This window comes from Luteimonas rhizosphaericola, assembly GCF_029888045.1.
GTDB lineage: Bacteria > Pseudomonadota > Gammaproteobacteria > Xanthomonadales > Xanthomonadaceae > Luteimonas > Luteimonas rhizosphaericola.
The window spans coordinates 397,384-417,213 of the sequence record NZ_JARXRN010000025.1 but is presented as its reverse complement, the minus strand read 5'-3'; the positions used below and the strand labels follow the sequence as shown (position 1 = coordinate 417,213).

Annotated in this window: 14 protein-coding genes; 3 read left to right on the top strand and 11 right to left on the bottom strand. The window is 69.2% G+C overall.

Features of this window, described 5'->3' with window-relative positions:
- Positions 1–49: 49 nt before the first annotated feature.
- Positions 50–319, top strand: coding sequence for a hypothetical protein (locus tag QFW80_RS11150; RefSeq protein WP_280602029.1), 270 nt, complete (start codon positions 50–52; stop codon positions 317–319).
- A gap of 213 nt (positions 320–532) precedes the next feature.
- On the opposite strand, the gene uvrD is transcribed toward QFW80_RS11150, so the two are convergent.
- The 8 genes from uvrD to QFW80_RS11110 all read right to left on the bottom strand — a co-directional run bounded on the left by uvrD (position 533) and on the right by QFW80_RS11110 (position 13,344).
- Entirely contained in the window at positions 533–2,713 is a 2,181-nt protein-coding gene (gene uvrD, locus QFW80_RS11145) for a DNA helicase II (RefSeq protein WP_280602027.1), read from the bottom strand.
- 57 nt (positions 2,714–2,770) lie between these two features.
- Positions 2,771–3,469, bottom strand: coding sequence for a DUF6445 family protein (locus tag QFW80_RS11140; RefSeq protein WP_280602025.1), 699 nt, complete (start codon positions 3,467–3,469; stop codon positions 2,771–2,773).
- Between the two features lie 7 nt (positions 3,470–3,476).
- Positions 3,477–5,108 carry a tryptophan halogenase family protein gene (locus tag QFW80_RS11135; protein ID WP_280602224.1) on the bottom strand — a complete coding sequence of 544 codons (1,632 nt, stop codon included), beginning with the start codon at positions 5,106–5,108 and terminating at the stop codon, positions 3,477–3,479.
- A gap of 60 nt (positions 5,109–5,168) precedes the next feature.
- Complete coding sequence (locus tag QFW80_RS11130; RefSeq protein WP_280602023.1) at positions 5,169–6,755, bottom strand: tryptophan halogenase family protein; 1,587 nt, start codon at positions 6,753–6,755, stop codon at positions 5,169–5,171.
- A 21-nt stretch (positions 6,756–6,776) separates the two neighbouring features.
- Positions 6,777–7,799: a cupin-like domain-containing protein gene (locus QFW80_RS11125; RefSeq protein ID WP_280602022.1), complete on the bottom strand. Its 1,023-nt coding sequence runs from the start codon at positions 7,797–7,799 to the stop codon at positions 6,777–6,779.
- A gap of 4 nt (positions 7,800–7,803) precedes the next feature.
- Positions 7,804–8,556 (bottom strand): SapC family protein, encoded by a 753-nt coding sequence (locus tag QFW80_RS11120; protein ID WP_280602020.1) that lies wholly within the window; start codon positions 8,554–8,556, stop codon positions 7,804–7,806.
- A gap of 199 nt (positions 8,557–8,755) precedes the next feature.
- Positions 8,756–11,938 (bottom strand): TonB-dependent receptor, encoded by a 3,183-nt coding sequence (locus tag QFW80_RS11115; protein WP_280602019.1) that lies wholly within the window; start codon positions 11,936–11,938, stop codon positions 8,756–8,758.
- Positions 11,939–12,690: 752 nt separating this feature from the next.
- Positions 12,691–13,344, bottom strand: a complete 654-nt coding sequence (locus QFW80_RS11110; protein WP_280602018.1) for a TIGR00645 family protein — start codon at positions 13,342–13,344, stop codon at positions 12,691–12,693.
- 272 nt (positions 13,345–13,616) lie between these two features.
- Here QFW80_RS11110 and QFW80_RS11105 point away from each other — a divergent pair, with 272 nt between their 5' ends.
- Positions 13,617–15,164, top strand: a complete 1,548-nt coding sequence (locus QFW80_RS11105) for an MFS transporter (RefSeq protein ID WP_280602016.1) — start codon at positions 13,617–13,619, stop codon at positions 15,162–15,164.
- A gap of 85 nt (positions 15,165–15,249) precedes the next feature.
- Positions 15,250–16,488 carry a cation:proton antiporter gene (locus QFW80_RS11100; protein WP_280602014.1) on the top strand — a complete coding sequence of 413 codons (1,239 nt, stop codon included), beginning with the start codon at positions 15,250–15,252 and terminating at the stop codon, positions 16,486–16,488.
- 30 nt (positions 16,489–16,518) lie between these two features.
- On the opposite strand, the gene QFW80_RS11095 is transcribed toward QFW80_RS11100, so the two are convergent.
- The 3 genes from QFW80_RS11095 to QFW80_RS11085 are packed head-to-tail and all read right to left on the bottom strand — an operon-like array spanning position 16,519 to position 19,746.
- Positions 16,519–18,039, bottom strand: a complete 1,521-nt coding sequence (locus tag QFW80_RS11095; RefSeq protein WP_425603556.1) for a tryptophan halogenase family protein — start codon at positions 18,037–18,039, stop codon at positions 16,519–16,521.
- A complete protein-coding gene (locus QFW80_RS11090; protein ID WP_425603567.1) occupies positions 18,036–19,046 on the bottom strand; it encodes a cupin-like domain-containing protein in 1,011 nt (336 codons plus the stop codon). The genes QFW80_RS11095 and QFW80_RS11090 overlap by 4 nt, the downstream gene beginning before the upstream one ends.
- Positions 19,033–19,746 carry a SapC family protein gene (locus QFW80_RS11085; protein ID WP_280602010.1) on the bottom strand — a complete coding sequence of 238 codons (714 nt, stop codon included), beginning with the start codon at positions 19,744–19,746 and terminating at the stop codon, positions 19,033–19,035. The genes QFW80_RS11090 and QFW80_RS11085 overlap by 14 nt, the downstream gene beginning before the upstream one ends.
- Positions 19,747–19,830 lie beyond the last annotated feature (84 nt).

Sequence of the window (19,830 nt, the reverse complement as noted above, 5' to 3'; positions counted from 1 at the left end):
GGCTGTCTTTTTCACGCAACCTGCAGGGGACCGCCGGCACCCTGTCTCGATGAACGCACTGCGAGGCCAGGCCATGACCGGCCGCGAACGACGCGGCCAGGCGCCGGACGATCCGGCCGCGCTGCGCCGCGGACTCACGCCGGCCCAGCTCCGGGCGCTCGAGACCCTGGAGCACTTCCGCTGGACGCTGAAGTTCGTGCGCAGGCCGATGTTCCAGGATCCGGTGCCGGTGGTCTTCGACCGCGACGGCCAGCGCTATGCGGTGCTGCGCGGCGACGGCACGCTGGACGAGTCGCCGGGCTTCAGGATCCGCGACTGAACCGTCCCCGGAGACGCGCGACCTCAGGTGCCCGATGGGCGCCGCGGTATCCAGCAGCCAGTGGGCCTGCGGCCCGGACCGGGTGGGGTTCTGTCGCCGGTCGCGGTCGGGATCGCGACACGCGCACGCCCCCTTGCGCAGCGGGACATGCGACGCCAGCTGGCGCTGGGGCAGGAAGCGGCCCGCACAGGAAGCGGCCCGCGGTCGTCGCCCTCAGGCCACCTGCAGGTTCGCGTACGCCAGCACCAGCCACTTCGAGCCGGCTTCCTCGAAGTTCACCTGCACCCGCGCGTGCGCGCCGCTGCCCTCGAGATCGGTGACGATGCCGCTGCCGAACTTGGCGTGGACCACGTTCTGCCCGAGCTTGAGCCCGGGCGACTGGTCCAGCGACGCATGCCCCCAGTCGCGCCGCGGCTGCGGGCTGAAGGCCGGGCGCGACACCTGCAGCCGCGGACGCACCTCGCTCAGCAGCGCCGACGGGATCTCGCGCAGGAAGCGCGACGGCACGCCGTACATGTCCTGGCCGTGCAGGCGCCGGGATTCGGCGTAGCTGAGCACCAGCTTCTGCCGCGCGCGGGTGATGCCGACGTACGCCAGCCGGCGCTCTTCCTCCAGCCGGCCGCTCTCCTCGATCGAGCGCGCGTTCGGGAACAGCCCTTCCTCCATACCCGCCAGGAACACGAGCGGGAACTCCAGCCCCTTGGCGCTGTGCAGCGTCATCAGCTGCACGCCGTCCTCGCCGGCCTGGGCCTGGCCCTCGCCCGCTTCGAGCGACGCGTAGGCGAGGAACGCCACCAGCTCGCTCAGCTGCGCGGCATCCTCTTCGTCGCCCTTCACGAATCGCGAGGCGACCGACACCAGTTCGTCGAGGTTGTCCACGCGCGAGTCCGCCGCGCCCTTGGACTCGTTGGTGTAGTGCTGGCGCAGGCCCGAGCGCAGCAAGACATGGTCGATCTTGTCCTTGAGCGGCAGCTCGGACACTTCCGTGGCCAGCGCGTCGAGCAGCTGGTGGAAGCCCGCCAGCGCGTTGCGCGCGCGTGCGGCGAGCGCGCCGCCCTGCTGCACGCGCAGCGAAGCCTCCCACAGCGACACCCCGTCGGTGCGCGCCCGCCGCCGCACCTCGTCCAGCGTGCGCTCGCCGATCCCGCGCGTGGGCGTGTTGACCGCGCGCTCGAAAGCCGCATCGTCCGCGCGGTTGGCCACCAGCCGCAGGTAGGCCAGGGTGTCCTTGATCTCGGCGCGCTCGAAGAAGCGCACGCCGCCGTACACGCGATACGGCACCTGCTCGGCCAGCAGCGCCTCTTCGAACGCGCGCGACTGCGCGTTGCTGCGGTAGAGCACCGCGCAGTCGCCGTGGCTGCCGCCGCCCTGCACCCACTGCGCGATCCGCTCGACCACGAAGCGCGCCTCGTCGATCTCGTTGTAGGCCGCGTACAGGTCGATCGGCTCGCCCTCGCCGCTGTCGGTCCACAGCTGCTTGCCCAGGCGCTCCGGGTTGTGCGCGATCACCGCGTTGGCCGCGCCGAGGATGTTGGCGCTGGAGCGGTAGTTCTGCTCCAGGCGGATGGTGTGCGCGCCGGGGAAATCGCGCAGGAACCGCTGCATGTTCTCGACCTTGGCGCCGCGCCAGCCGTAGATCGACTGGTCGTCGTCGCCGACCACGAACACCTGACCGGTGTCGCCGGCGAGCAGGCGCACGAAGCCGTACTGCACGCCGTTGGTGTCCTGGAACTCGTCCACCATCAGCTGGCCGAAGCGCTGGCGGTAGTGGGCCAGCAGCGCGGGCGTGTCGCGCAGCAGCTCGTGCGCGCGCAGCAGGATCTCGGCGAAATCGACCAGGCCGGCGCGATCGCAGCGTTCCTGGTAGAGCGCGTAGCTCTTCAGCATCGCCTGCGACCACTCGTCGCCGCCGGACTGGATGTGCTGCGGCCGGCGGCCCTCGTCCTTCTGGCCGTTGATCCACCACGCGATCTGGCGCGGCGGGAAGCGCGCCTCGTCCAGTTCCAGCTGCTGGACTACGCGCTTGACCAGGCGCAGCTGGTCGTCGCTGTCGAGGATCTGGAAGCCTTCGGGCAGCTTCGCGTCCTGCCAGTGCAGGCGCAGCAGGCGGTGCGCCAGTCCGTGGAAGGTGCCGATCCACAGGCCGCGCGAGCCGTTGCGCAGCAGCGCATCGGCGCGGTGGCGCATCTCGCCGGCGGCCTTGTTGGTGAAGGTGACGGCGAAGATGCCGTGCACCGGCACCCCGACCACCTCGTTCAGCCAGGCGATGCGGTGGGTGAGCACGCGGGTCTTGCCGCTGCCGGCGCCCGCCAGCACCAGGTAATGGCCGGGCGGCGCGGACACGGCTTCGCGCTGGGCCGGGTTCAGCCCGTCGATCAGGTGGGACACATCCATCGACGCATTTTACGCGACCCCGCGTCGCGCCCTCCGCGACGCGCGCAGCCACGCCGTTCAGGCGAGGATGTCGATGAAGCCGTTGATCGACAGCCGCCCGGCCAGCGCGTCGGCCGGCGGGATGCGGGCGTTGTCGATGTCGCCCGAATGCAGCGAGTTGCGCCGGTAGACGACCAGCCGGTTGAACACGCCCTCGACCGCGTCGATGCGTTCGAACAGCGGGGAATCGCCGCGGATGTAGCCGTCGGTGGCGGCCTCGCGACGGCTCTCCTGCTCCAGCATCGCGAAATAGCCCGCCTGGCGCGTTTCGTCCACCGACTCGAAGCCGGTGCCGCGATGGCGGTAGAACGCGGTCCCGCCCCAGTCGCCCCGGAACAGGTAGTGCATGGTCGCCAGGCCGTTGCCCTGCACCGAATCGACATGCGGCACGCGCTGCAGGAACGCGAGCCGTTCCGGTGGCAGGGTGACCAGCGAGTAGTGGCACATCGGGAAGGTGAAGCGGCCGTCGGCGGGCAGGCCGAAGTGCGGCGCCAGCAGCGGCCGCAGCAGCTGCTCCAGGAACATTTCGTACGACAGCGGCGCGCGGATGCGCAGCCCGGGGAACAGCGTGCCCTGCGGCGTGAAGTGGCCGCGCGCGGCCTTGCGCACCAGGCGGTCGGGATCGGCCGCCGCCTGGTCGATCACCAGCAACGGCGCGCCCTCCGCGCCGATGCGGCGGGCCTGCAGCCGCAGGCCGGGGTGCGGCTGGATCAACATCGCGCCGTCACGTCGCCAGTCCGCCGCCGACACCCGCGACCTTGCCGGTCACCCGGGCGTGGGCGCGCGCCCGCTCGTACATCAGCTCCCAGGCCGATGGCGGCGCCTTGCAGTAGCTGTCCAGGAACTGCTGGTGGCTGGGCATGGCGGCCACGGCGCGTTCGATCGGCTTGCGGATGCCGTCGAACAGGCGCTGCATGGCGTCGTCGGGCAGCGCACGGGTCAGCGGATGGTGCGCCTTCGGCACCACGCCCTGGCCGAGCATGCAGTGGGTCCAGGAATCGAGCCGGAACAGCTCGTCCTCGCCCTGCGAGGCATGCGCGCGATCGCGGAACATCCCGATGCGGTGGGCGAGGTCGTCCGGCAGGTCCATGTGCCGCACCTGCTGCCACATCGGCTCGTCGCGCTGGTTGAGGTGGTAGTGCAGGATGATGAAGTCGCGCACGTGCTCCATCTCGGCGCGGCTGATGTCGTTGTAGCGCTGCACCATCGACTCGTCGATGCCCTCGGCCGGGAACAGCTTGAGCAGCCGCGCGACCCCGCTGAGGGTGAGGTGGATGCTGGTCGACTCCAGCGGTTCGATGAAGCCGCTCGCCAAGCCCAGCGCGACCACGTTCTTGTTCCAGGCCTTGCGCCGGCGCCCGGTGCGGAACGGGATGATCCACGGGTCGCGCAGCGGTCTGGCGGGGTTCTCCGCCAGCAGCTTCGCGGTCGCCTCGTCGTCGGACATGTGCGCGTCGGAGAACACGATGCCGCAGCCGATCCGGTGCTGCAGGGCGATCTTCCAGTGCCAGCCCGCCTCGTGCGCGATGGCGCGGGTGTAGGGCACCGCCGGACCATCGGCCTCGGTCTGCAGGGCCACCGCCCGGTTGCTCGGCAGCCAGTGGTTCCAGTCCTCGTAGCCGGTGCCCAGCGCCTGCTCGCTCAGCACCGCGCGCCCGCCGGTGCAGTCGATGAACAGGTCGCCTTCCAGCACGGTGCCATCCTCGAGCACCAGCGCTTCGACGTAGCCGGTCTCCGGATGCTGGCGCACCTGGCGGATCTTGCCTTCCACGCGCACCAGCCCCTGCCGTTCGGCGCGCTCGCGCATGTAGGCCGCGTACAGCCCGGCGTCGAAATGGTAGGCGTAGTTGACCTCCAGCCGCTCGGGCGCCATCGCCTGGTTGCCCCAGCGCGTCGACCACTGCTGGGCCCCGCCGACCTGGTGGCCGGGCAGCGAAAAGCGGTCCACGCGCGAGGCCACGGTTTCCAGGCAGTAATCGCCCAGCTCCGACGTCATTCCGCGGCGCAGGCTGTCGAGCCAGAAATGGTGGAACTCGCACGCCCAGCTGCCCAGGCCGGTCAGGCCGAAGGGATGGAAGTACCGCTGCCCCGGGCGCAGCCAGTTCTCGAACGAGATCGAGAGCTTGAAGCTCGCGGCCACCGAGCTCATGAACTCGCGTTCGTCGATCCCCAGCAGGCGGTGGAAGGTGCGGATCGTGGGGATGGTCGACTCGCCCACGCCCACGGTGCCGATCTGTTCGGACTCGACCAGGGTCACCTCCAGCAGTTCGCGGAACTGGTGTGTCAGCGCGCACGCCGCCACCCAGCCCGCGGTGCCGCCGCCGGCGATCACCACCTTGCGGATCCCGCGCTTCACATCGTTCAACTCGTGCACTCCTCGATCGTCATTCCGCCGCGCCTGCGCGACGGTCCTCCATCATGCGCCGGCCGTCGCCGCCGGTGCGCCTGCCGCCCACACCGCGGCATCCGCCGGGCAGTACTGCCGCAGGAAGTCCGAATGCGACGGCATCGCCTCCACCGCGGCGCGGATCGGCTGGCGCACGGTGTCGAACAGGCGCCGGATCTCCGGCTCGGGCAAGGCCAGCCCCAGGGGGTGGAACTGTTGCGGTGCGATCCCCTGGCCCAGCATCACGTGCAGCCAGGAATCGGTGCGGAACAGGTCGCCCTCGTCCTGCCAGACGTAGGCGCGCTCGCGGAACAGCGCGATGCGCTCGGCCAGCGAGTCGGGGATCGCCATGTCCCGGCACTCGCGCCACAGCGGCTCGTCGCGCGCATTGGCGTGGTAGTGCAGGATGATGAAATCGCGCACGTCCTCCATCTCGTGGCGGCTGATGGCGTTGTAGCGCGCCACCATCTCCGGGGCGATGCCCTCCATCGGGAACATCTGCACCAGGCGCACCGCGGCCGAGACCACCATGTGGATGCTGGTCGACTCCAGCGGCTCGACGAAACCGCTCGACAGCCCCATCGCCACCACGTTGCGGTTCCATGCCAGGCGCCGCCGACCGGTGGTGAACGGCACGACCATCGGGTCCCGGATCGGCGTGCCGCTGGCTTCCCGCAACAGGCGCCGGCGCGCCTCGTCGTCGCTCATGTGCCGGCTGCAGTACACCCAGCCGTTGCCGACGCGGTGCTGCAGCGGGATCTGCCAGCGCCATCCGGCCTCGTGCGCGATCGCGCGGGTGTACGGCACCGCGGGCCCTTCCAGCCGCGTCTGCAGCGCCACGGCGCGGTCGCAGGGCAGCCAGTGGCTCCAGTCCTCGTAGCCGGTCTGCAGCGCCTGCTCGATCAGCAGCCCGCGGAAGCCGCTGCAGTCGATGAATAGGTCGCCCTCGACGAGCCGCCCGTCGTCCAGCCGCAGCGACTGGACGAAGCCCGACTCGGGCGCGAGCACCACCTCGGCGATGCGGCCTTCGATGCGGCGCAGCCCGTAGCCCTCCGCGAAGCGTCGCAGGAACCGCGCATAGAGCCCGGCATCCAGGTGGTACGCGTAGTTCAGTTCGGCCTGACCCTGCGCACCGGTCGCGCCGCCCTGGCGCGTGGTCCACTCGTTCGCGCCCACCTCGCGGCCGGAGATCAGGAATCTCCGCTCGCGCGAGGCCATCGCCTCGCGGCTGAATTCCGCCAGCGGAACCTTGATGCCCCGCTGCTGCGCCGCCAGCCAGAAGTGGTGGAACTCGCAGGCCCAGGTGCCCAGCCCGGTGTAGCCGAAGGGATGGAAGAACTGCCGCCCCGGCCGCAGCCAGTCCTCGAACGAGATCGAGAGCTTGAAGCTGGCCGAGGTGGCGCGCATGAACTCGCGCTCGTCGATCCGCAGCAGCTGGTGCAGCCGGCGGATCGGCGGGATGGTCGATTCGCCCACGCCGATCGTGCCGATCTGCTCGGATTCGACCAGGGTGATGTCCAGCAGGTCGCGGAACTGGTGCGACAGGACCGCCGCGGCCAGCCAGCCGGCGGTCCCGCCCCCGGCAATGACGACCTTGCGCACCCTCGATGTGCCCATGTGCCCTCCCCGGCACGCCGGTCAGCGGTTGAGCCTGGCGATCAGCCACGCGCGCAGCTGGCGCGCCGTGGTCTCGTCGATCGGCGCGAGCGCCTTGCGCGCCGGCTCCGGCAGGTGTTCGCCCGCCCGTTCCGCGGGACCGAACACGTAGTAGTCGAAGATCTCGCGCCAGGCCTGCTTTTCGCGCTCGGGCCGGTCGCGGATCGACCACAGCGCGTGGTAGAGCGCGTGCATCGGCGTGGGAATCCACGCCGGCATGCTGCTCCACCAGTAGTTGACCAGCACGTTGAACGGCTCCAGCCCCTGCACGTGATGCCACCACATGCTGGGGATGAAGATCGCATCGCCAGGCGCCAGCACCGCGCTGCGCGCGTGCTCGAGCGCCTCGCGGAAACGCGGATAACGCTCGAAGTCCGGCGCATCGAAATCGACCACGCTCACCGCCTGGCCGCCCGGGGTGGGATCCAGCGGACCGGGATACAGGTTGTGGACCTGCTCCGGCGGGAACAGGGTGAAGCGGCGCCGGCCGACGGCGCAGCAGGCGATGTTGTCGGGGGCGTCGTAGTGGCACGAGGCGGTGATGCGGTTGCCGATCCAGATCGCCGGCGGCGCGTCGATGCCGTGGGCGGCGAAATCCAGGTCGTTGCGCACGCGCAACCCCGGAAGCACGCTGTCGACCGGCACCGAGGCGATGTAGTGGGTCGGCGGGTGAGCGTCGTCCAGGTGCGCGGCGATCTCGTCCAGCACCGTCGCGAGCGTACCGCGCAACGCCTGGGTGTTGAGCGCGGTGAAATCGGCGGTGTAGAACGGGCGCCCGCCCGTCTCCGGCGGACCCCACGAGTAGGGCAACGGGCGGCCGTTGTCGTGCGCGCGCAGGTGCGCCATCGCGGCCTGCGTCGATTCGAGCCCGGCTTCGACCAGGCTCCAGCCGGCGGCGATGCCCTTCAGCAGGACCGGTTCGCCACCCTCGAGCAGGGCCTGCAGCGGCAGCGCGTCCGGACGGCAGCCGTCGAGTTCGCGGACCGGTGCGGGCACGGCGGCCATGGCCTCAGCCGGCCCGCTCCGCCTCGGCCTGGGCACGCAGCCGGCGCTGCTTCTCGGCGATCAGGCGGCGCACGTTGTACAGCGAGGACAGCATCAGGTACACGCCCTCGAGCAGACCCGACCGGTGCAGGCCGTGCAGCTGCCCGGCATCGAGCCCGGCGAGGCACTCGCGATCGATGCCGTGCAGGCCGGTCAGGCGCGCGCCATGGACGTCGTCGAACTTCAGGTCCAGCTCCACCGGCTGGATCAGGCCCAGCGCGTCGAGCGATGCGTACATCGCACGGCCCGCCTCGGTCCCGTCATGGATGCCCTTGAGCACGGTGGTCACGTGCTCCAGGTACGGGCTGTGGCCGCCCTTGGGAAGGAACACCGCCACGCCCTGCCCGTCGCGGGACACGCGCGGGTGGTCGAGGTCGACGTGGATCACCGGCTCGCGCGTCAGCGTGCCGTCCTGCATCTGCTCCTGGAAACCGATCAGGAACGGGCCGCGCGCGATCGCGCCGGGCAGATAGCCGGCATTCCATCGCTCGCCGTCCAGATACAGGTTCTCGTCGGCATCGAAGCCGAGCAGGGCGACGGCATGGAAGCCGCCGTCGGCCTCTTTGCGCAGGAAGATCGGGTACTCGCGCTGCAGCTCCGCGAACTCGGTCGGGAAGGCGGGGACCAGGCCCGCGGGGTCGTCGTTGCCCGCACCGAAGCGCGTGACCACGCGCAGGTCCTTGTGGGCCACGTTGTCGAGCAGTTCGTATCGCGCCATGTCGGTTCCGGCGGGGCGGGGCGACCGCTGGCAGCGCGCCCCGGAAAGAATTCGTACTCGCGCCATGCAGGCCGCGCCGCATGTCCATCATGCCCGTCCGGCGCGCGGAAATCGAGGCGCGGACAGGCCATGAAAAAGGGCCGCTGCGCGCGCAGCGGCCCCATCCTTCACACCATCTGGGCCTTGGAGAGGTTCGGCGTCAGAAGGTGTAGCGGATTGCTGCCATGTAGCGCGGGCTCTGGTCGATCAGACGAACCATCTGGAGTTCGCTACGCGCACGCCAGCGGACGTCCTCGCCCGTCAGATTGATCGCTTCCAGGCCTACCGCCCAGTTATCGCTCAGCTGCTTGGTCACGCTGAGGTCCCACTGCTGGTACTCCTCCACATAGTACGGGTTGGTGTTGGATCCGTTCTGGTTCGCGGCGAACAGATACTCGTCGCGCCAGTTCCAGGCCAGACGCGCGGTCCAACCGTACTTCTCGTACATGAACACCGCATTGGCAGTGTCGCTAAGGCCCTGCAGCGCGAACTGCTGGACGCCCGGAGCGGCGCCGTCGTCGATACCGACATCCCCGTCGACCTTGGTGTAGTTCGCCTGGATGCCGAAGCCGCTGTCGCCGAAGAAGTACTGGCTGCCGAGCTCGAAGCCATCGAGATTGGCCTTCTGCTGGTTGAGCGGACGGTTGACGTTGAACATGTACAGCGGATCGTCCGCCTCGCCGACGAATGCGCGTCCGGGTTGGCGCACCAGCTGTTCCATTGCATTCCACTGCGCGTCGGTTCCGTTGTAAGCGGCCAGGCCACCGGTCACGTCGGCATTGCGCAGCAGTGCGGCTGCCGTGAACAGGGCAATCGCATTGGCGCCGCAGGCATGGACGGCCGCACCGGGACCGACCTGCGCTTCGCACGCGGCGCTGTTCAAAAACTCCAGCGCCGCTTGCGCATCGGGCCCACCGGTCGGGTCGCGCAGGCCGTACAGGTTCTCCGTCACCTGGCTGTTGCCGACGAAGTTGTTCACGCGCTTGTCGAAGTATGTGAGCGACACGTAGCTGGCCGGGGCGAAATACCACTCCAGCGCCACGTCGAGGTTGTCGGACTCGAGCGGCAGCAGCGCAGGGTTCTGCGCGCTACCGGTGGCGCGGAATCCCAGCAGCACCGAGCCGTTCGGCGCGTTCGCGGTCGGCCCGGCGTAGAGGTTGCCGTACGGCGCCCGCGCGATGGTCTGGCTGAGCGACACGCGACCCTTCAGCGAACTGGTGAAGTCGAGGCTGAAGTCCAGGTTCGGCAGCCAGTAGTTGTACTCGGCTTCCTCCGAGAAGGGCTGCTGTTCGGCGGACGGGGTGATCGCGAAGTCGTTATCGCCGTTCCAGTTGATCGACTGCGGCACCTGCAGCGACGACACGGACGTGAGGTCGGTCTGTTCGTAGCGCGCACCCACGACGAGGTTGAACGGCATCGTGCCCAGCTCACCGTCGAACTCGTACTGGAGGTACGCGGCGCTGGTCTTTTCCTCGATCGTGTTGTCGTTGTTGTACTGGCCGTTGAAGTTCGAAGGGGTACCGTAGAAGCCGGTGGCCCACTGGGCCAGCTGGCTGGCATTGCCCCACCAGGCGTTCTGCGGCGCACCGTTGGTGCTGTAGTCGTCGAACAGCCCCGCGATGTTGATCGGACGGATCAGGTCCTGGAAGCCCGGCTCCTCGCCGACGTTGTTGACGCTCCAGTTTCCGAGCACCTGCTGGTTGTCGTTCGAGGTCAGGCGGCGCATCTGCACCTTGGACGAATCGACACCGAACGACAGCCGACCGTTGTCGAAGTCGAACGCGCCGTCGATCCGGCCCTGCTCGATCTTGCTGTCCTGGCGCGAGTACCAGATGCGCTGGATCTGGGTGCCCACCTGCTCCGGCGGGAACGCCGGGTTGACGACCCCATTGACGTCGTTGAAGGCGTCGTCCGAGTCCGGCGATTCCGGATACCAGGTCCGCGCCATGATCGGCAGGCCGGTGTTGAACCAGTACTCCTGCGCCCAGTTGCCGCCGCAGTACGGGCCGCCGGCGGACTGGCACGCGCTGGTGCCGGCGAACGAGAATGCGGTCGAGCTGGCGCCCGTGATCGAGTCGTTCGGCAGGCTCTTGTTCTCGGTGCGGTGGGCGTCGAACTCGAAGCTCAGGCGATCGGTCGCCTGCCAGTTGGCATTGAACCCGATCGAGTCCAGCTTGTACTTCTGCTCCTGGCGCTGCTGCTCGTAGCCGAAGTCCTTGGTGCCCACGATCTCGCGGATGTAGGTCGGCACCGCCACCGGGCCGCTGGTGTCGAACTCGATGCGCGAGAATGGACCCTGGTTGAGCCACTGGGTCATCTCGCCGCGGTCCTCGGCGATCTCGTTGGTCGAGTGGGTGTAGTCGAGGGTCAGGGTGAGCGCATCGGTCGGCGCGAACTGCAGCGTGCCCTGGGCATTGATGCGCGTGCGCTCGAAGTTGGAGAACGCATAGCGCAGGTCGGCCGGCACCGAATACAGCGAGCCCTCCGCCGGCGCGTTGATCACTTCCACCCGGTCGCCCCAGGCCGTCGGGGTCCCGGTCCAGCGCGACAGGCGCCACTCGTTCTCGGTCGCCTGGACTTCGCCGCCCTTGCGGTTCTGGAAGCTCGTGCTCAGGCTGGCGCCCCAGCGCTTGTCGTCGCTGGCGAAGCTGATGATCGACGAGATCTCGGGCGTGATGCTGTCGCCGATCACCTGCGCCTGATCGCTGCCGAGCTTCAGGCCCGCGTTCATCGTCAGGCCGGCGGGCAGGTTCAACGGGCGGTTGGTCAGGATGTCGACCGTGGCGCCGATGCCGCCGCTGGGGACGTCCGAGCGGCCGGTCTTGTAGACCGTGATGCCGCTGATCGCCTCGGACGCCAGCTGGGCGAAGTTGAAGCCGCGGGTGCCGGCGCCTGTGCCGCCCGTGACCGAGTCGCCGTTGCCGAATGCGTCGGCACCCGGGATCTGGCGGCCGTTGAGCGTGACCATGTTGTAGCCGGGGCCGAAGCCGCGCGCCGTGATCTGCGCGCCCTCGCCGTTGCGGCGTTCGATCGAGATGCCGGTGATGCGCTGCAGCGACTCGGCGAGGTTGGTGTCTGGGAACTTGCCGATGTCCTCGGCGCTGATCGCGTCGACGACACCGGCGGTGTCGCGCTTGATCCCCATCGAGTTCTCGAGGCTGTTGCGCAGGCCCGTGACGACGATGGTGTCGAGCGTGGAAGCATCCTGGCCGGTGGCCGGGGTCTGCTGCGCGGCGGGCTGCTGCGGGGCAGGGTCCTGCGCGAAAGCGGGATTGATGACGAGCATGCCACCGACGAAGGTGAACATCGCCTTCGACTTCAGGCCCTTCAACTTATGGTTCATGGAATATGTCCTCAGCACTGGATTGGAGCGAAGAAAAGCACGTCGCTGGCGCGTGGTGGCGGGACCGGCCCGCCACCCGCTTCAGTGCGGGACTTGAATCTGCACGTATTCATCCGACTGCCCTCCCCGTTATGCATGACTTTCAGTAGGAATCCTTCGATGACGCCCTCCTCCGGGCAACCGCGGCGCCGTCCGCCTTCCGCGTATCGATCAACACTCTCCACCGGGTTCTCTCCCCACGCGCGCCGCCCCGTCGCCCCGGTCGCTGTTGCGTCCTTCGGCGGCGGGCATGCGGTCGTCGTGTTTCACGGCCCCGGCCCTGCTTCCCTGCAGTTGTTATTTTTGTTAGCGCTAACATTAACGCGCTGATTTGATAACATGGCGTTACGCGGAGTGTCACTTTGCAGTGCAGCAAGACGGCGCGAAGCGCATGACAGCGCGATCGTTGCCGTGGAAACCGCAGCGTCTTCACGCAGCACTGCGCAGGAAAAAATGTGCGTTGCGCATGCAGTTCCGGCCTGTATTCGGGCGTCGCGCAGCCCTGCACCGCGCCGTGGAACGCCTTTCACATCATCGCGTGGTGTGCCGCGTGAGGGCCCCGCGGCGCCGAGCGGGCGACGAGGCGGGACGGCGGACGGACTCAGCCTGAGGCGCGCGGCCCGCATCCGTCATCCGACTTTGGCCCAAGCCGGCGCCGCCGGCGTCGGCACCCGGGCCGTGCGCCGGACTCGCCCGTCCCGGGCCTGCAGCTGTCAGTGCGCCGTCGCGTGCTCGCGCCGCGCGGTGCTGCCGGTCATCAGCTTGTCGGTGTAGGCGATGCCCATCGCCGAGAGGATGAAGGCCGCATGGATGATGGACTGCCACATCACGCCGGCGGCGGTCACCCGCGTGCACGCGGGCTCGGCGAGCGTGAGCCCGCCCGCGACCGCCTCCGCATGCGCCGACACCGCGGCGATGAACTCGGTCGTGCCGCACACCGGCAGGCCCACCTCGCCCGCGGCGATGAAGGTCTTCAGCAGGTGGATCGAGGAGATGCCGATGATCGCCATCGCCAGCTTGACCTTGAGTACGCTGGCGTTGACGTGGCTCAGCCACTCCGGCTGGTCGGGATGCCCCTGCAGCCCGAGGCGCGAGACGAAGGTCTCGTAGCCGCCGACGATCACCATCACCAGCAGGTTGGAGATCATCACCACGTCGATCAGGCCCAGCACCAGCAGCATGATGCCCTGCTCGGTCAGGGTGTTGGCGTCGGTCACTAGGTGCGTGAGTTCCTTGATGAACAGGAATACGTAGACGCACTGCGCGACGATGAGGCCGAGGTACAGCGGCAGCTGCAGCCAGCGCGAGCCGAAGATCACGTGGGCGAGCGGCGGCAGGCGCGGCGGGGTCGGAACGCTGGTGGCCATGGCGTCTGCGGGCAGATGGGGAGCGCGGAGGGTAGCGATGCGCGGGGAGGCTGCCAAGCGGCGATGGGCACCGACCGCGCGCATCCCGGCAGGGTCCGCGCGATGTCGATGCTGCAACGCACATGTTTCCACGCCACGACAAGGACTTGCGCGTGACCACGCGCGTATCGGACGCCCGGGTTTGACAACGTTGTCACGCCCCCTGTACAAGCACCGGTGCACCGGGGGCCGGCGCCGCGACGCGAGGAGAGGCGCATCGCTGGCAGCCGGCCATGCGGCGCCGGCGGCGGTCGGGAGGGGAGACACCCGACCGCCGCCCTTTGTTTTCCGACCCACCACTCGAAATGGCAGGCCCCATGACCACCCATCAGACCCGCTGGTCGCAATTCGGCGTCCTGGTCACCGTGTTCTTCTTCTGGGGCTTCGTCGCCGCCAGCAACGAGATCCTGATCCCCGTCTTCAAGAACGCCTTCGGGCTCACCCAGGCGCAGAGCCAGTACGTGGCGGTGGCGTTCTACGTCGCCTACACGGTGGGCTCGATCATCTATTTCCTCACTTCGCGCCTGATCGGCGCGGACGTGCTCAACCGGATCGGCTACAAGAACGGCATCGCGCTGGGACTGCTGATCTCGGCCATGGGCACCCTGCTGTTCTATCCGGCGGCCAATGCCGGCTCGTTCGGGCTGATGCTCTCGGGCCTGTTCATCGTCGGCCTGGGCTTCTCGCTGCAGCAGATCGCGGCCAACCCGCTGGCGATCATGATGGGCAATCCGGCGACCGGCGCGCAGCGCCTGACCCTGGCCGGCGGCGTCAACAACTTCGGCACCACGATCGGCCCGCTGCTGGTGAGCCTGGCGATCTTCGGCAGCGTCGCGGCCGGCGGCAACGTCGCCAACATCGAGGCGGTGAAGACGCCGTACCTGATCCTCGGCGCGGCGTTCGTGCTGGTCGCGGTGTTCCTGAAGTTCTCCTCGGTGCCCAACCACATCGACCTGGAGGAGATCGCGCGCGACGAGGCCGAAGATCCGGCGCGCCTCGCGCACAAGCCGTCGGCGTTTTCGTACCCGCAGCTGGTGCTGGGGATGATCGCGATCTTCGTGTACGTGGGCGTGGAAGTCTCGACCATCGCCAACCTGCCGGCGTACCTCAAGCTGCCGGTCGAGCAGGGCGGCCTGGGGCTGGACATCTCGATGATCGCGCCGTTCGTGTCGCTGTACTGGGCCAGCCTGATGATCGGCCGCTGGGCCGGCGCCGCGGGCGCGTTCGGCGCCCCGATCGGCGTGCGCCGGATGCTGACCCTGCTGCTGCCGTACCTGGCGTTCGGCGTGTTCCTCGCGGTGAACAGCTTCGCGGGCTATTCGGTCGGCCAGTTCCTGCTGTACGGCGCGGTGATCGTGGTGATGGTCGCGGCCACCTTCGCCAGCCGCGGCAACCCGGCGCGGATGCTGCTGTACTTCGCGCTGTGCGGCATCGCCGCGCTGCTGATCGGCATGAACACCACCGGCATGACCAGCGTGGTGGCCTTCATCAGCGTGGGCCTGTTCTGCAGCACGATGTGGCCGTGCATCTTCGCCCTGGCCATCACCGGCCTGGGCCGCAACACCGGACAGGGCAGCAGCCTGCTGGTGATGATGATCATGGGCGGCGGACTGGTGAGCTGGCTGCAGGGCTGGGTCGCCGACCACCACGGCATCCATACCAGCTTCATCGTCGGCGTCGTGTGCTTCGCCTACCTCGCGTTCTACGCCGCGCGCACGCCCGGCCTGCTGCGCCGGCAGGGCATCGACCTGGACAAGCTCACCGCGCAGGGCGGGCACTGAGCCCGGCGAGGCCCAACCCACGCCCCGGCTCCCGCCGGGGCGTCCGGCCGTGATGAAATAGGCGCCCGCGCTCCCCGGGCCCCGCATGCAGCACGCGATCACGACCACCGAGCTGTTCCTGATCGCGATGGCGGTCATCTTCGCTGTGCCTTACCTGGTCTGGCGCCTGCTGCGGACCGACTACTGGGCGCCGCTGGTGGTGGTGCAGATCATCGCCGGCATCCTGCTCGGCCCGGGGGTCCTGGGACGGGCGATGCCCGAACTGCACGCCACGGTCTTCAACCCCGACGTGATCACCGCGCTCAACGGCCTGGCGTGGTGGGCGGTGATGCTGTTCGTGATGATCGCGGGCATCGAGCTGGACGTGCGCCAGGCCTGGGCCAACCGACGCGAGACGGGGGTGACCGCGGGGCTGGCGCTGGGCGTGCCGCTGCTGGCCGGCGCCGCGGTGGCGCTGGGCATGCTCGGCTTCGTCGGCTGGATCGGCACCGGCGGCCGACCCTGGCAGTTCGTCGTCGGCGTGGGCATGGCGTGCGCGGTGACCGCGCTGCCGATCCTGATCCTGCTGATGGAGAAGCTGCAGCTGCTGCGGTCGCACCTGGGCCAGCGGATCCTGCGCTATGCCAGCCTCGACGACATCGCGATCTGGGGCGTGCTGGCGCTGGTGCTGATGGACTGGGAGCGGATCGGGCGGCAGGTCGCGTTCCTGCTCGCGTTCGCACTGGCATGCGTGGCGTTCCGGCGGCTGATGCGGGCGATCCCGGCGCGCGACCGCTGGTTCACGATGCTCATCTGGCTGGCGGTGTGCGGCCTGGGTGCCGACTGGGCCGGGCTGCACTACATGGTCGGCGCGTTCCTCGCCGGCGTGGTGATGGACGGGGAGTGGTTCGAGCGGGAGACGCTCGACCTGCTGCGCCACCACGTGCTGCTGGTGATGATGCCGGTGTTCTTCCTCAGCACCGGGCTGCGCACGTCGTGGGAAGTGGGCGGCGCGGCGGTGTTCGTGGCCGCGGGCGCGCTGCTGGTGGCCTCGGTGGCCGGCAAGCTCGCGGGGGTGCACCTGGCCGGCCGGCTGCTGCGCTGGCCGCCCGGCGAGGCCTCGATGATCGGCTGGCTGCTGCAGACCAAGGCCCTGATCATGATCATCTTCGCCAACATCCTGGTCGACAAGGCGATCATCACCAGCGCCACGTTCACCGCCCTGCTGCTGATGGCGGTGGCCAGCACGATGCTGACCATCCCCATGGTGGCGCCGAAACTGCGGTCGCTCGGCACGGTGGCCTCGGGCGCGGCCGATCCCGCGGGGCGTGTCCGCCAGCCCTGACCGTCTGCCGTGGGCGGCGTGGCGCCCGCCTCAGGGGCGCGCCGCGGGTGCGTAACTTCGCATGTACTCCATGTGCGGCGGCAGCTTGCCCGCGGTCGCGAGCACGTTCGCGCGGATGTCGTCGAGGAACCGCCTGAGCCCCTCTTCGCTCATGGCGTCCGCGGTGGGATGGTAGCGACGCGGCGTGACGCCCTGCCCCATCATCACCTGGATCCAGGAGTTGGCGCCGAACAGTTCGCCAGGCACGTGGAAGACGCTGCCGGTCTCGCGGAACAGGTCGATGCGATGCCGCAGCGTGTCGGGAATGTCCATCTGCGCGATCGCGCGCCAATACGGCGTGTCGCGCCGGCGGGTGAGGTGGTAGTGCATCACCACGAAATCGCGCACGTGGACCAGTTCCTCCGCCAGTTGCGCGTTGTACTGCGCCACCGCGGCGGGCGTGACCACCTGCGGAAACAGCTGCAGCAGATGCATGATGCCGCGCTGGATCAGGTGGATCGTGGTCGACTCCAGCGGCTCGATGAAGCTGCCCGCCAGTCCCAGCGCCACGCAGTTGCGGTGCCAGCACTTCATCCGCCGCCCCGGCCGGAAGCGGACCGGCCAGGGATCCTTGATGATCTCGCCCTCGAGGCTGGAGAGGAATTCGTGCCTGGCCTCGTCGTCGGCGATGTAGCGGCTGGAGTACACGATGCCGTTGCCGACCCGGTGCTGCAGCGGGATCCGCCACTGCCAGCCCGCGGTGCCCGCGATCGCGCGGGTGTACGGCACCGCGTCGCGCACGGCGGTGGTCTGCGTCGCCAGCGCGCTGTCGTTGAACAGCCAGTGCGACCAGTCCTCGTAGCCGACGTTGAGCGCCTTGCCGATCAGCAGCGCGCGGAAGCCGGTGCAGTCGACGAAGAAGTCGCCGTCGATCGTGCTGCCGTCCTCCAGGCTCAGGCTGGCGATGTCGCCGTCGTCGCCGACCGCGACCTCGACGATCTTCCCCTCCACCCGCTTCACGCCATTGGTCTCGCTGAAGCGGCGCAGGAAGCGGGCGTAGTGGCTCGCGTCCATGTGGTAGGCGTAGTTGATGCCGTTGCGGGGCAGGTGGCCGAACCTGTCCTGCAACGCGGCCTGCAGTTCGACGCAGTAGTCCTCGTAGCCGCTGGCCATTCCCTCGGCGCGTCCGCGCAGCCAGAAGTGCTGGAAGCCGGCCGACCAGTGGTCCTTGCCGTTGACGCCGAAGGAATGGATGTAGCGGTGGCCGCGCTCGAGCCAGTTCTCGAAGGAGATGCCGAGCTTGATCGTGCCCTGGACGGCGGACATGAACTCCTGTTCCGCGATGTCCAGCGCCCTGTGGAAGGTCACGAGCGTGGGGATCGTGGCCTCGCCCACGCCCACCGTGCCGATCTCCTCGGATTCGACCAGGGTGATGTCGACCACCCGGCCGAACATCTTCGAGATGCCGGCGGCGGCCATCCACCCCGCCGTGCCGCCGCCGGCGATGACCACGCGGCGGACCGGCTTGCGCGCGCGGTCGTCATCGGAAGTGTCCAAGGCTGTCGTCCTCATCGGTTGATCCGTTGCAGCAGTCGCGCGCGCAGGTCGCGCACGCGTGCCTCGTCGAACGGCGCGAGCACTCCGCGCGCATGCGGGGGGATATGGTCCGCGGTGGCCTCGCCCGGCTCGAACACGTAGTGGCGGAACACCTCCTGCCAGATGGCGCGTTGCGCCGGGGGCAGGTCGCGGATGGTCATGAGCGCGTACATGAGCGTGTTCATCGGCGTGTCCATCCACGCCGGCGCGTCGCGCCACCAGTAGTTCACCAGGACGTTGAAGGCCTCGAGCCCTTCCATGTGGTGCCACCACATCGAGGGGATCAGCACCGCGTCGCCCGGCGCGAGTTCGGCGGCCTGTGCGTGCCGCATGGCTTCGGCGAAGCGCGGGAAGCGTTTCAGGTCGGGGGCGGCGAAGTCCACCAGGCTCACGGCCTGCCCGGCCGGCGTGGCATCGATCGGACCGATGTACAGGTTCGCCAGCTGGTCCGGGGGGAACAGGGTCACCCGCCGTCGGCCCACAGCCACGCAGGCGAGGTTCTGCGGCAGGTCCTGGTGCGCGGCGATGCGGCTGCGGTTGCCGAACCAGATGCTGGCCAGCGGCTCGCGGGGCGCGAGGTCCAGGTCGTTTTCGGCGCGGAACCCGGGCAGGAAGGTGTCGATCGTGGTCGAGGCGACGTAGATCGACGGCGCGGACGCATCGCCGAGGTACTTGCGCAGGGTCTCCAGCGCGACCGCCAGTGGCACCTGCTCGCGGCGGAAGTTGAAGCCGGTGAAATCCGCGTTGTAGAACACGCGCCCGCCTTCGCCGGGCGCCGCGACGGTGGCCGTGACCGGCATGCCGCCATGGTCGAAGCGCTTGAGATAGTCGATCGCGGTTTCCGCGGAGCGCGCCGCCTCCACGAGCGGCCAGTGCGAGACCAGGCCGCGCAGCACCACCGGCTCCCGCGCGGCCAGCACCGTCTCCGGGAGCGACCGCGGATCGATCGCCGAACCCTCGGCGATGGGGTCAGGCGACGGCAGCACGACGCCGGTTCAGCCGGTCGATGAGGTCGCGGAAGCGCGAGGCCGACGCCAGCACCATGTAGGCGGGCAGCAGGTGGCCGTCGCGGGCGAGGCGCTCCAGCGCCGCACCGTCCAGCGCCGCGAGCCGCTCCTCGTTGATCGTATGGAAGCCGGCGAGCCGGTTGAGGCTGCCGTCATCGAGCTGCACGTCGAGGAAGAACGGCTCCAGCAGGTCGAGGCGTTCCAGTGCGTCCACGAAGGCCGGCGTCTCGGCCATCCCGTCGTGCAGGGCCAGCAGCACCGACCTCGCGACTTCCAGATGGGGGCTGGCGGCGCCCTGCGCATCGAACAGCGGGGTGTCGTTGTCGCCGGCGCTGCGCACGCGCGGATGATCCATGTCCATGTGCACCAGCCGGTCTCCGTCGGCGATGCCGATCAGGAACGGATGCCGCTGCATCGACAGCGGGACGTAGCCCGCGTCCCAGCGATCGCCGTCGAGGAACAGGTTGCAGCCCTGTTCCAGCCCGAACAGCGCCAGCGGCAGGACGCCGCCGGCCGGCTCGCGGCGGAAGACGATCGGATAGTGCGCCTGCACGCTGCGGAACTCGCCGGGGAACGTGAGCGCGCCCATGACGGCATCGCCCAGCCGGGCGCCGTGGCCCGCGCACACGCGCAGGTCACGGTGCTCCACGTTGTTGAGCAGGACATGCTGTGCCATCGGTCCTCACGACTCGGGCGCGGCGGTGCGTGCCGCATCGTGCCCCATCGGTCGCCGCCAAGGAAGCGGGCCGACGGAGATCCG

What these genes read in the sequence shown, in the direction of transcription:
- QFW80_RS11120 (WP_280602020.1), bottom strand. Translation starts at nt 8,556, where the DNA reads ATGGCGCGATACGAACTGCTCGACAACGTGGCCCACAAGGACCTGCGC.
- QFW80_RS11140 (WP_280602025.1), bottom strand. Translation starts at nt 3,469, where the DNA reads ATGTTGATCCAGCCGCACCCCGGCCTGCGGCTGCAGGCCCGCCGCATC.
- QFW80_RS11115 (WP_280602019.1), bottom strand. Translation starts at nt 11,938, where the DNA reads ATGAACCATAAGTTGAAGGGCCTGAAGTCGAAGGCGATGTTCACCTTC.
- QFW80_RS11095 (WP_425603556.1), bottom strand. Translation starts at nt 18,039, where the DNA reads ATGAGGACGACAGCCTTGGACACTTCCGATGACGACCGCGCGCGCAAG.
- QFW80_RS11150 (WP_280602029.1), top strand. Translation starts at nt 50, where the DNA reads ATGAACGCACTGCGAGGCCAGGCCATGACCGGCCGCGAACGACGCGGC.
- QFW80_RS11125 (WP_280602022.1), bottom strand. Translation starts at nt 7,799, where the DNA reads ATGGCCGCCGTGCCCGCACCGGTCCGCGAACTCGACGGCTGCCGTCCG.
- QFW80_RS11130 (WP_280602023.1), bottom strand. Translation starts at nt 6,755, where the DNA reads ATGGGCACATCGAGGGTGCGCAAGGTCGTCATTGCCGGGGGCGGGACC.
- uvrD (WP_280602027.1), bottom strand. Translation starts at nt 2,713, where the DNA reads ATGGATGTGTCCCACCTGATCGACGGGCTGAACCCGGCCCAGCGCGAA.
- QFW80_RS11085 (WP_280602010.1), bottom strand. Translation starts at nt 19,746, where the DNA reads ATGGCACAGCATGTCCTGCTCAACAACGTGGAGCACCGTGACCTGCGC.
- QFW80_RS11110 (WP_280602018.1), bottom strand. Translation starts at nt 13,344, where the DNA reads ATGGCCACCAGCGTTCCGACCCCGCCGCGCCTGCCGCCGCTCGCCCAC.
- QFW80_RS11105 (WP_280602016.1), top strand. Translation starts at nt 13,617, where the DNA reads ATGCGGCGCCGGCGGCGGTCGGGAGGGGAGACACCCGACCGCCGCCCT.
- QFW80_RS11100 (WP_280602014.1), top strand. Translation starts at nt 15,250, where the DNA reads ATGCAGCACGCGATCACGACCACCGAGCTGTTCCTGATCGCGATGGCG.